At 29.6% G+C, this 12,335-nt stretch carries 8 protein-coding genes and 1 other annotated feature; of the genes, 1 reads left to right on the top strand and 7 read right to left on the bottom strand.

Annotated elements, in window-relative coordinates; genetic code table 11:
- Positions 1 to 5 precede the first annotated feature (5 nt).
- From ACH36K_RS09630 to ACH36K_RS09610, 5 genes are all read right to left on the bottom strand, one after another.
- Entirely contained in the window at positions 6 to 740 is a 735-nt protein-coding gene (locus ACH36K_RS09630) for a M15 family metallopeptidase (RefSeq protein WP_411167420.1), read from the bottom strand.
- A 305-nt stretch (positions 741 to 1,045) separates the two neighbouring features.
- The gene (locus tag ACH36K_RS09625) at positions 1,046 to 1,687 is read right to left on the bottom strand and encodes a 4Fe-4S binding protein (protein ID WP_411167419.1); all 642 of its coding nucleotides are present in this window, start codon (positions 1,685 to 1,687) and stop codon (positions 1,046 to 1,048) included.
- A 171-nt stretch (positions 1,688 to 1,858) separates the two neighbouring features.
- Positions 1,859 to 2,785: a C39 family peptidase gene (locus tag ACH36K_RS09620; RefSeq protein WP_411167418.1), complete on the bottom strand. Its 927-nt coding sequence runs from the start codon at positions 2,783 to 2,785 to the stop codon at positions 1,859 to 1,861.
- A gap of 377 nt (positions 2,786 to 3,162) precedes the next feature.
- Positions 3,163 to 3,369, bottom strand: a complete 207-nt coding sequence (locus tag ACH36K_RS09615) for a hypothetical protein (RefSeq protein WP_322413649.1) — start codon at positions 3,367 to 3,369, stop codon at positions 3,163 to 3,165.
- Positions 3,370 to 3,565: 196 nt separating this feature from the next.
- The gene (locus tag ACH36K_RS09610) at positions 3,566 to 8,332 is read right to left on the bottom strand and encodes a glycoside hydrolase family 2 TIM barrel-domain containing protein (RefSeq protein ID WP_411167417.1); all 4,767 of its coding nucleotides are present in this window, start codon (positions 8,330 to 8,332) and stop codon (positions 3,566 to 3,568) included.
- 295 nt (positions 8,333 to 8,627) lie between these two features.
- Between ACH36K_RS09610 and ACH36K_RS09605 the strand changes: the two genes are divergently transcribed.
- Entirely contained in the window at positions 8,628 to 10,043 is a 1,416-nt protein-coding gene (locus ACH36K_RS09605) for an amino acid permease (protein ID WP_411167416.1), read from the top strand.
- A gap of 230 nt (positions 10,044 to 10,273) precedes the next feature.
- Here ACH36K_RS09605 and aspS read toward each other — a convergent pair whose 3' ends face one another.
- Together aspS and ACH36K_RS09595 are read right to left on the bottom strand one after the other, a co-directional pair.
- Entirely contained in the window at positions 10,274 to 11,563 is a 1,290-nt protein-coding gene (aspS, locus tag ACH36K_RS09600; protein WP_411167415.1) for an aspartate--tRNA(Asn) ligase, read from the bottom strand.
- A 163-nt stretch (positions 11,564 to 11,726) separates the two neighbouring features.
- Positions 11,727 to 11,951 (bottom strand) — a binding site (T-box leader).
- Between the two features lie 56 nt (positions 11,952 to 12,007).
- Entirely contained in the window at positions 12,008 to 12,319 is a 312-nt protein-coding gene (locus tag ACH36K_RS09595) for a PTS sugar transporter subunit IIB (protein ID WP_411167414.1), read from the bottom strand.
- Positions 12,320 to 12,335 lie beyond the last annotated feature (16 nt).

Genomic DNA, 12,335 nt, shown 5'->3' with positions numbered 1-12,335 from the left:
ACCTATTAATTTTTATTAATGTATTCTTCTAAGGTTAACCCTTTTTTCATTATTTCTGTTGATGCTTCTTCCCCAACATATCTTATATGCCATGGTTCATAAGCATATCCTGTAATATTTTCTTTTCCTTTTGGAAACCTTAATATAAATCCAAATTTACTCATATTATTTTGTAACCACCTAAATGATTCTGTATTTTCAAAGCCTTCATCTAATGTTCTATATTCATCAGCTAATACATCCATTGCTAAACCTGTCTGATGTTCACTTTCCCCTGGTTTTGCCACGTATCTATTAGCTTGTGTTTCCCCAACATTATTAACTTCATTTTTATATACAGTTTCTTGATAAGCATACGACCTATATCCTGATATTGCAAGTAAATTTATACCATCTTTTTTTGCAGCTTTAAATAACTTTTCTAAAGCTATTGTAGCATCAGTTCTTACATACTTGACCATACCATCTCCTACTCTTTGAAATCTAATTGATGGAACTACTAAGTCATTAGGTTCATAGTTTGATTTTATTGGATTATTTTTATTAACTAAAATTAAGTTTTGAGAGTTTATATTTTGATTTATAGTATTTGTCATAGTCTCTGTTGAATCTAATTTATCACTCTTATTCAATTCTACCTTTTCAGCATTTGAATTCTTACTTTCAATTATTACAAAACAAATTATCAACATTAGAAATACTACTAAATATATTTTAAACCCTCTTCTTCTTTTTTGCATTTTATTAATCAACTCCCTAACAATACTTTACTTCAGTCATTTATCAAAACCTTATATTAGTTGTTTCAGAGTTGTAAAATATTTCTTTTATTGTATTATATTTAGTTCTTTGTGAGATTTGCGATAATACTTAAATTTTAATAAAGACCATTGATAATTCGAAGGATAAACCTTGATTATGCAAAATAGATTATTAATTTACCAAAATTTTCTGTTTAAATTATATACTCCATAAAAAACACTCCTTACACTTCAATTTACTTAAAAGTATAAGGAGCATTTATACGGATTCCTTATTAATTAAATTATTTTTTTAAAATTTTAATTGATTTCTTAGGGCATTTATATAAACATTTTTCACAGAATATACAATCTGGATTCTTTACCGTATCATTTTTATATTCTTTTGGTGAAATTCCCATAGGGCAAACTTTTGTACAAAGTCCACATCCTACGCAAGATTTATCTACTGATAAGTTTACCTTTCTTCCTTTAAATTTTGCTATAAAGTAAGATAAAGAACCCATTGGGCAAAAATTGCACCAAGCTCTTGAGTTAGTAAATAATCCTAATACAATTCCAACAATAGTAGTTATCACGATTATTCTATAAAAAACAAATCCTATTCCATATAGATTTCCCCAGTTTCTATATAGTCCAAGTCCAAAGTTAACCATAATAAAGAATATCATAAATACTCTAAAGCCTGTGCTTTTTAAAAACTTTGGAGCCTTTTTCTTAGGTGTAATTTTAGATATTACATTGTCATAAAAATTTCCTCTTGGACAATAGTTTCCACACCAATATCTCCCCGTTCCAGCTAACGCTAGTATTATTGGTGCTAACATACAAATAATTGCCACAATTGCAAACCTCATATCAAATAAAGACACTATGACAACAAATAGAAATATTAAATAACTGTACTTTTTGTATAAATTTTTCACTAGTAAATTCCCCCTACAAATGTGATTACTTGATTATTATATATATAAATCTTAATTTTATATGTAACTTTATCACATTTATAGAAATCTCAATCTAATTTAAGTTAATTTAATTATATATTCTCAGACATAATTTTCTTGTATGCTTTTGTATCAGTACGGTTAATAAATTTATATAGCTTTAAAAGCCCATAAGTTTGTAGCTTCATTCATAAATATATCTATATCCCATGTTTGTTTACTTTTTATTTTGCTATCAGGATCATTTACTATTATCTTATTATTACTATCAACTCCAGTTAATACTATAAAATGTCCAGTAGTAGTAAATGTTCCAGGTCCCATACTTGCTATTATAGGTTGTCCTTTTTTCAAAGTGTTTATTATAACTTCCTTATTTAGTGATAACTCTTTACCCGTTACCCCAAAATTTTTGGCTCCCTCAGTCATAAGGCTCCAAGTTGAACCTACTCCCTCTGCTAAATACCCATTCTTTTCACTAAAATCTGCTACAACCTTTGGATTTATATTTGTATTATCTGTAAGCCCTACTGCTACCATTGATAGAGCTGTAGGCCCACACCCATTAATTGCTATAAACTCTGAACCATACTTTTCGTATCCCCATCTTTCATCCCATTGTATAAAAAGTGGAATTTGTCCTTTTTTATAATCCTGTTTTATAGATATAGCTTTATTTTTTGCCGCATCATAATTAGGGTAATTTGCTACAAAATCTATCTCTTCATCCTTTTTTGATGCTAATTCTAAAAGTTCTTTTGGATAGGCATCTATATTATTTAATATCTTATTAATTTCAGGATATTTATTTGCTTTTTTTAATAAGCTTTGTATTACTGGATCCTTTGAGTTTTTTACTTCTTCTGGAATTTTACTTAAATTATCTTCTTCAACTTTTTGTACCGTTTCTACTTTTTGTACCTCTTTATTATTAATCATTGAACTAAATATTTTTTCACTAGTTTTATAACCTATATATCCTATTAATGCTACTGTTACAATAAACATTGTAAATCTAAGCTTTCTAACTTTTCTTCTTCGCCTTTTAATTGATTTTACTCTTCTTTTTGATGTCATAATACATCTCCTTATCCTACTATGTTTTATTACTACTTCTCTAATTTTTTAATTTTACCTCTTTTTTTTATTTTTATCAAATATTTTATATCTCAATCTCTACTACAATAAATTCACACTAAATTTTTATAGAAAATTTATATTAGTTGTTTCAAAATTGTAAATTTTATAATGAATTCATTTAATCTTTATTTTTTTTATTTATCAAAAGTTTTAATTTGTTACATAAAAAAATGTGAGTTAATTCTCAATTAACTCACATTTTTATTACTATTATAATTATAAAAACTTATTTACTTATGATTGATTTTAGCATATTACTATTTTTTTATATTAAATCATAGTTATACATATTGATTAGATTACTAACTCAACTTCTACTCTTTTAGCTGCTTATTAAGAAGAAATACATTTTCTATTTCATTTCCCTGTCCATCATAGTATTTTACATCTGCTCCTGTTATATAACCTAATGTATCTCTATCAAGTACACTACCTTGAATCTTCAATAATGCTTCTTCATTCATAGGCAACTCTAATTCTTTTGTTTCATAATCTCTTTCACATACTATCTTCACTTTCATATCTATCATTCTCCTTTATAATTTTAGTATGCTTCAATAAAACCTAAAATATTTCACATTACTAATTTTCCTTTATTTTTTTACTTTTTGTTCTGATCCATAAACCATCACTGATTTTGTTATATAAAAATAAGAGAGTACAGACTCTTAATCAATACTCTCTTACATTTTATAATTATCTTTACTATTTTAGCTTTTACTTTCTTTTTCTATTTATATAGAACCCTGTAGCCGTTGTAATTATTCCAATTAATCCTATAGCAGCTGCTGGTGTGCCTCCTGTATTAGGTAACTTACCATTACCTTTTCCATTTCCAGTATCAGTATCAGTACCACTACCAGTATCACTACCATTATCTTTTAATTCAAGCTTTTCTATAGCAACCTCTAACCAATCTTCTGCATCTTTTACTTCCTTTTTAGTAGATTCTTCATTATCAAAAGTCTTCTTAGCTGATGCTAATGCTTTTTCTAAAGCCTTCCAGCTTTTCTTCGTATATTGTGATGAGTCAAGAGCTTCAGCCTTCTTTATTAAATCATCTAATTTATTTTTGCTTGGCTTTAATATTAACTCTGAGTAAGCTTTATTTAAATCATCATGAGCCTTATTGACATCTTTTTGTGTAGCACTTGAATCGGCTAATACCTTCTTAGACTTTGTTAGCTCCTTTTGTAACTTCTTCCAAGTTGATGGAATATACTCATTTTCATTTAAAGCTTCAATCTTTTCTACTAATTTATTTAAATCCTCCTTTGATACTGTTGTTTTTTCGTCTATTGTAAAGTTTATTTTATAGGTATTCATTGTACTTGATTCTGATAAGACTTTTATTGTTGTTTCTCCCGGAAGCTTATCTGCATTCGTAACAAACACTTTAGCATTTTCATTTGCTTTTGTTACTGTTACTTCTGGAACTTTTTTTGTACCTGCTGGTAAAACTACATTATATTGATAGTTATTTGGATAAAAGTCTTTTATTGCTGTTCCATTAACTTTTATTTCTGAAAGTGATGTGTCTGTACTCTTAGCATTTTTTATAAATTTAGCATCTGCCCATGCACCATGATCATACTTGATATTTCCCTCATAAGAATCAATATATAGTGCTAGCTCTTTAACGCCTTTTAAATCTACTTGCACTTTAGAAGCATTCCAAGTACTATAAATTCTTCCACTATTGAATACTTCTACTCCATCAGCTTCTACTCTAGCTACTATTGATGGACCATATCCTGATACACCTCTATCTAGACCAACATATGATTCAAACTTATCATAATCCTTTCCTTCTAAGTTATAAACTATTTTTGAATCCGAATTTGTTCCAATTCCTTTATCAAATATAGTTATATTATTATCAACCTTTACTCTTAATGGATTTCCAACTACTGTTTGGTCTTTTTTAACTTCATACATTCCTGCTGTTGCACTGTCCCATTCCACGTCTGATGCATAAACTATATTATTAGTTTTGAAGTTTAACTTATAAGTCTTATTGAATATTTTCCCTAATAATTCATCTTTATAAGTTACCTTAACTGTAGCTATACCAGATATTGTTTCCACATCGCTAACTTCTACTATTACATTATCATTAGCTATTTCAACTTCTATTACTGGAGGAGTATCTAACGAACCTTCTAAATACTCTATATCATATTCTGTAATATTTTCATTGAAGTTTGCTATATTTACTCCATTCACTTTAATACCATTAACTAAATTCTTTTGTAAGCTTGAATTTGATTTACTTATTTCCATTGGTGAATCTTCTTTACTTACACCATTTATCTTAAATGTGTAATTATACATTTTTCCACTTTCCATCATAAATTCTGGATGTGGAGTTGCTCCCCAGCTATTGTCTCCACCTACACCCATTTGTTTGTAGTTAAGTCTTAATACTACATTTCCTGTCTTTTGAAGCTCATGTGGATGACGTTTTCCTGAAGAAAGCTCCTCTGGTGTATATTCTAATGCATTAAATTCTATTATTGGTAAGCCTGATGCCATTAATCCAACACCATCATTGTTTGTTAAAGTCATCCATCTTACATCTGTTCTATTTCCTGTTTCTGATGGTTCGATATATGGTATAAATAACTCATCTACCTTTTTATTGTATACACCAACATCATAACCTGTATTTCTGTCTATATAGTTTTCCTCTGGTCCTCTTCCATACCAAGTTACATTTTCAAATTCTGATGGTAGTTGAAGCATCATACCTATTTCAGGTATTTCTGATAATCCTTCACCTGCTTTTAATGTATTACTTACTACTACTTCACCATTTCCATAAACTGTATAATCTAATTTTAATGTTGATTCTACTTCTGTTGGAACAATTAATTCTAGTTCTATTTTAGCAGCCTTATCATCAATTTTCACAATATTAATATTTTTAACTGTTGAATTTTTACCTGCTTCTTTCCATGTTGCTAATCTCTCTTCTGCTCCGTTTCCTCTATCATTATCATTTGGAGCTCTCCAGTAATTTGGTACTAGAGGTTCTTTTATTAATTCTACTTTTTTACCATTATCATTAAATTTATATGACTCTAATGCTCCTGTATTTTTATTTATTTTAACATCAAATTCGCTACCATCTATTGCTACAGCATCACTATTTTCTTTTACATTAACTGATGACATTGATGTTATATCTAAAGCTTTTTCTAATGGATTATTAAATGGAAGCTTAAATTGTTGTTTTGCAATCGTATGTCCTGCACTTGCCCAAGACTCATCTCCCTTTAGAGTAAAGCTTATATTTAACCAATATTCTGTTCCTGGTATTATTTCTGGAGTCGTAAATGGAATTGTCATCTCTTTGCTTGATAATGGATCTACAGATATATCAAAATTTCCTTGTTGTATAACTTTATCATCTGCTCTTAATTCCCAATTTCCTTGATATTTCTCTGTATTTGTAAATAAAAATTCATTCTTAATATTAATTTTACCATTTACAACGTCTACATCCTTTATTTTTATTTCTTGATATACTTTTTTAACTTCTTGAAGCTCAGGCTGTACTGTTCTATCTGCTGAGACTAATCCATTTGCACAGAAGTTTCCATCTGTAAAGTCTTCATCTCCCCAATCTCCACCATAGCTAAAATACTCTTCTCCTGTATTTTGATCTGTCATTTTTATTGATTGCTCAACCCAGTCCCAGATGTAACCACCTTGCATATTATCATATTTATCAAATACATCCCAATACTTTTGTAGATTACCTACACTATTTCCCATAGCATGAGCATATTCACATTGAATATATGGCTTTTTGTTATCCTTATCTTGTCCATAAGACTCCATTTCCTCTATTGTTCTATACATTCTTCCGTACACATCTGCTACATCTCTATATGGCTCATAGTGTATAGGTCTTGTAGGGTCCTTTTCTCTTATCCAATTAGCTGCATGTTCGAAGTTTTTTCCTCCACTTGATTCGTTACCTAATGACCACATTATTATAGATGTTTCATTTTTTGATCTTTCTAACATAGATCTTTGTCTATCTATAACTGCCTCTTTCCATTCTGGTCTACTTTGTGGAATTTCATCTAATCTTCCATGAGTTTCTAAGTTTGCTTCATCCATTACATATAATCCATATTCATTACATAAATCATACCATCTTGGATCGTTTGGATAGTGAGATGATCTTACAGAGTTTATGTTGTTTTGCTTCATAAGCTCTATATCTTTAATCATACTTTCTTCTGTTAAAGTTCTAGCTGAGTCTGGAAGGAATTCGTGTCTATTCACTCCCTTAAAAGATATTGGTTTTCCATTTATTTTAACCTGACTATCTGATATTTCTATTTCTCTAAATCCAAATTTATTACTTATTGTTTCTATTACATTTCCCTTTTCATCTTCAAGAGCAATAACAATTGTATATAAATTTGGTGTTTCTGCTGTCCATTTCTTTGGGTTTTCAACTATTGTATTAAGTTCAGCAATGGTATCCTCATTATTTGATGCAGTTATGCTTATTTCTTGTGATAGATCTTTAATTACATCTTTATTTTCATTGTAAATTAGTCCTCTTACTTTGTATTTTTCATCTTTCTCTATACCATAATTCGAAACGTTTACTTTTACATTTAATTGTGAATTTACATATTGTTCATCTAAATCAGTAACTAATGTATAGTCCCTAAGATGTGCTTTTGGTGTAGAATATAAGAATACATCTCTGAATATTCCACTTAACTTAATCATATCTTGTGATTCTAACCAGCTACCATCGCTCCATCTATGAACCTTAACTGCAATTTCATTTTCCCCTTCTTTTAGGTATTTAGCTATATTGAAGTCATGTCCTGTAAAGGTATCTTCACTATATCCTACATATTCTCCGTTTATATATAAATAATAAGCTGATTCTACTCCCTGGAATGAAACGAATACTTCCCTATCATTCCATCCTTTCGGTATAGTAAAGGTTCTCTTATAATATCCTATTGGATTATAATCTGTTGGCACATCTGGTGGATTTGGATTTGTCGCTTGATATTCCCAAGGGTAAGCTGTGTCATTATATCTTGGTTGATCATAGCCATGTAGTTGCCAGCTTGATGGTACAGCTAGAGTATTCCATTTACTAGTATCATAATCAGTCTTATAGAAATCTTTTATATCTTGTGACGGCTTGTCCACTATATTAAATTTCCAATCTCCATTTAAAGTTTGATAATTAGTTGAATTTGAATAATCTGAGTAATTAGGATTGTTTAACGCTTCTTCAATTGTGTTATAGGGCATAATAGTGGCATGGGCTCTCTCCCTATTATCTTCAAATTTTTCAGGATTGCTTGCCCAGAACTCCGTCCCATTACTTGTTTGATCCATAACATCTGCTAAGATACTTGGATACACATTATTTAATAGGATACCAGTACATAATGTAACTGCTAACACTTTAGCTAATGTCTTTTTGCTTAACATAATACTCCCTCCAAAATTTATTTTACTTTATTTTACTTTATTTTACTAACAATATATTAACACTTATTTTATATTATGTAAATGTTTTCCATAGATATTTTTATCTTATTTTCAATATTATGGTATATAAGAGCAAATTTTGCATTATACTCTCTAAAGTTTAATTTATTGTATTAAGTAAAAAAATAAGGAGGTGTTGCACTTCCTGCAGACATATTTCAACTATTCAGTATAAATCCTACCTTTTTAGGAAAACTATTTTCTATATACAAAGTAAAAATGGAGGTATAAAAAATTGAAAGAAAAACAAGAAACTCCTTCAAAGAAAATAAGCAAAGATGAATTTATATCACAGGAAGATAGTAAAAAGGAGGAAAATAAGCTCTCCGCTAAGAATTTATTGTGGATTGGGCTAGGTGGTATCATTGGATCTAGTTTTTTTCTTGCGTCAGGGTTACCTATAAGCTATGCTGGTCCTGGAGTTATTTTTTCTTATCTATTAGGTGGTTTATTAACAATCCAGATTGCAGGTGCACTAACCTCTCTCTCTGTTAATCATCCCGTTAGTGGTTCCTTTAAAGTCTACGCTGAAGAAATCTTAGGGTCTTTTATGGGATTCTATGTAGGTTGGACTTTTTGGATAGCAGCCATTCTAAGCATAGGGGCTGAAACCATTGCCATGGCTATATTTTCAAAATTATGGTTTCCAAATATCCCTGTATGGGTATTATCAATAGCTTATTCAGCAATAGTAATTGCTATAAATGCATTTGGCTTGAAAAACTTTGGTAAAATTGAAACAGTTATGTCTTTCATTAAGTCAGCTGCCTTAGTAGTATTTATTATAATCGGTATAGCAACAATATTTGGAGTATTTAATACTAATAATCCAGTTGGAATTACGACTCTATTAGATAACGGAGGCTTATTCCCCAAAGGTTTAATAGGACTACTCCAATCAATGTTAATTGTTATCTTTTCCTATGCTGGCATTGGTGTGGTTGCTATGGCATCATCAGAGGTTAAAGATCCAAGACAGGATATACCAAAGGCTATGCTTATCCTTCTCTTAGTATTAATTTTTTTATATGTTGTCTCAATTTTAACAGTTGTCTGCCTAATACCATGGAATACTATTTCAATGGAAAAATCGCCATTTATATCAGCCTTAGAGTCAATTAATATCCCCTTTGCTGCTTCAATCATGAATGCAGTGGTCTTGGTTGCATCATTTTCCGTAATGACAGGATCATATTTTTCTGCCATAATGATGCTAGTTTCTTTAGGAGAATCTCATGAAGCTCCAGCCTTTGTGAGAAAGAAAGGTAAGAACGGAGTATTTTATGGAAGCTTAATTCTAACAGCTATAGGGCTAATTGCTATCAATATAGCTTCATATATTTTGCCTAGCAAAATTTACGATTATTTAATTTCGGCATCGGCTTATTTTTCATTTTTTAGCTTGGGTACTATTTTACTTTGCTTTCTACTGTGGCGAAAAACTGTTGCAAATCAGCAAGTTTACAAATCCCCTTTAGCATTTGGTGCTCCCTGGTCAACAGTTATCACATTAGGAATAATATTTGTTTTATTTATATTTTCATTAAGCATTACCGATCAACGTATGGGATTTTATTTTGCTTTAGGTATTTCAGCTATTATCTCTATAGCTTACTTATTTATTCGTGGTAAAGTTAAAAATAGAGCTTAATATTATACAATATACATAAAAATCACCGTAGGTACTAACTTTTAAATCTGGTACCTACGGTATTTTAATTTAATTGTTATTTGAAAATATCTTAATATAGTTAAAGCTGGTTCTATTTAATATGTTAGGATTATCTATAAAAATCTTCATATTAACTCAAAATAAGAATTATCAATAAATCATCGATTATATCTATTTTCTTTAAATCATAAGCTAAGCAATCCTTATAATTATGGAATTAATCTTTTTCTATCTCTAGTAATTAAAGTCGCTTCTCTTACATTTTCTAATCCTAAAATCTTTGCTGTTATTCTCTCTAACCCAATAGCTAACCCTCCATGTTTAGGCATTCCATACTTAAACAATGCTAGATAGCTTTCATAACTTTTAGGATTAAGACCTTTATATTTCATATTATCTACTAGCATGTTATAATCATGAATTCTTTGACCACCTGTAGTAATTTCTATTCCCCTAAATAATAGGTCAAAACTATGTGTTTCATCTTCCCCATTTGGCATTGTATACATTGGCCTCTTTTTCCTAGGATAATTAGTTAAAAATATAAAATCACTATTTAGCTTTTCTTTTGAATATTCACACAGAAGTTTTTCTGCTTCGGGGTCTAAATCTCCATCTAGATCTTCTTTATTGTAATATTTTTTCAATATATTAAGTGCCTCTTTAAACTCAAGCTTAGGTATTTCTCCATTTATTACTGGCAATTGAACTTGTAATAAATCTAAATATTCTTTTCCTTTCCTATTTAGTGATTCCAATATAGATATTAATAACCTCTCTTCTATTTCCATAATATCTTTTTCATCTTCAATGAATCCCATCTCTAAATCCATACTTATATATTCATTAAGATGCCTATTAGTGTTATGCTCTTCTGCTCTATAAGCGTGACCTATTTCAAATACTCTTTCAAATCCCGCTCCAACCATCATTTGCTTGTAAAATTGAGGGCTTTGAGCTAGATAAGCTTTATTTTCAAAGTATTTCACCTCAAAAACCTCTGTACCTCCTTCTGCACCCTCTTTAACAATCTTAGGAGTATGAATTTCTGTAAATCCTTCTTTGTTTAGAAACTCTCTAAATGCATTTACTATTAAATTTTGTACTTTGAAAATTGCATTTATTTTTGGATGCCTTAAACTTAATGCTCTATTATTAATCATTGTATCTAAATTCACTTCTAAATTTTCTTTGTTTATTTCTATTGGAAGTTCACCTTCAACTTTGCTTATAACCTCTATACTTTCTACTTGTACCTCAAATGTGCTTAAGGAATTACTGCTTTCTTTAACATTTCCAATAATAGACACTACTGACTCAATACTTATTTCTGATAAATCAAATTCATTATTATTCACTATACATTGAACTAATCCAGATCTATCTCTAATAATCACAAAAGTTATAAACTTTAATTTTCTAATTTTATAAATCCACCCTTTAATACATACTTTTTCATCTATAAATTCTCTTAATTCACTTACTAATTTTCTTTTCATTTTATTATTACCTCCAAAAAAATAATCCCCTTGAGTAAAAAAACTCAAGGGGCAAAATATTTCGCGGTACCACCCTTTTTAACAATGTTCTACTAAATTAGAATATACACCATATAGAATGAGCTCTTTTCTATATACTTAAAAACAAAAAGCTCCCACTCCTTATAGGAGTGAAAGCATATCTTCACGGTACCATCCTAATTTAATAACGTATTAATACATTATTATCTCCAGTCCCTATAACGGAGGAAAACCGACTTATCCTAATATATATTTCAGATAAGTATCTCCAGGATGTCTTTCAATATTACTTTTCTCATAGGCTTACACCAACCCTACTCGCTTTGGATACTCAGTAAATATTTACTCTTCCCTTCAAAGAATTTAACTTTATTACATACTACTCTTAAGCAATTAATTTGTCAACAGATATTTAGAATAATGTTATTTAATTAAAGCAAGTGCTTGATTTAAAACTTTTTCTCCGTTCATCATTCCGTAATCAGACATATTGATAACAGCTAAAGGAATATTTTTTGAAGCTAATTTCTTTTCAAATTCATCTTTCATAAAACGAACTTGAGGGCCTAAAAGTATTACATCTAACTTTTTACTTTCGATATTACTATCAAATTCCATTGCTGAAATTGCAAATATTTCTGCTTCAATTCCTTTATCTGATGCAACCTTTATCATCTTATTAACTAACAAGCTTGTGCTCATTCCAGCAGAGCATACTAACATAATTTTTTTCATTTTTATTCCTCCTATA

This window comes from Clostridium sp. MB05 (assembly GCF_046581255.1).
Lineage (GTDB): Bacteria > Bacillota > Clostridia > Clostridiales > Clostridiaceae > Clostridium.
This window is presented reverse-complemented; position numbering and strand designations above follow the sequence as displayed.

Coding starts and splice junctions, on each gene's coding strand:
- ACH36K_RS09610 (WP_411167417.1), bottom strand. CDS start 8,332: ATGTTAAGCAAAAAGACATTAGCTAAAGTGTTAGCAGTTACATTATGT.
- ACH36K_RS09615 (WP_322413649.1), bottom strand. CDS start 3,369: ATGAAAGTGAAGATAGTATGTGAAAGAGATTATGAAACAAAAGAATTA.
- ACH36K_RS09595 (WP_411167414.1), bottom strand. CDS start 12,319: ATGAAAAAAATTATGTTAGTATGCTCTGCTGGAATGAGCACAAGCTTG.
- ACH36K_RS09630 (WP_411167420.1), bottom strand. CDS start 740: ATGCAAAAAAGAAGAAGAGGGTTTAAAATATATTTAGTAGTATTTCTA.
- ACH36K_RS09620 (WP_411167418.1), bottom strand. CDS start 2,785: ATGACATCAAAAAGAAGAGTAAAATCAATTAAAAGGCGAAGAAGAAAA.
- aspS (WP_411167415.1), bottom strand. CDS start 11,563: ATGAAAAGAAAATTAGTAAGTGAATTAAGAGAATTTATAGATGAAAAA.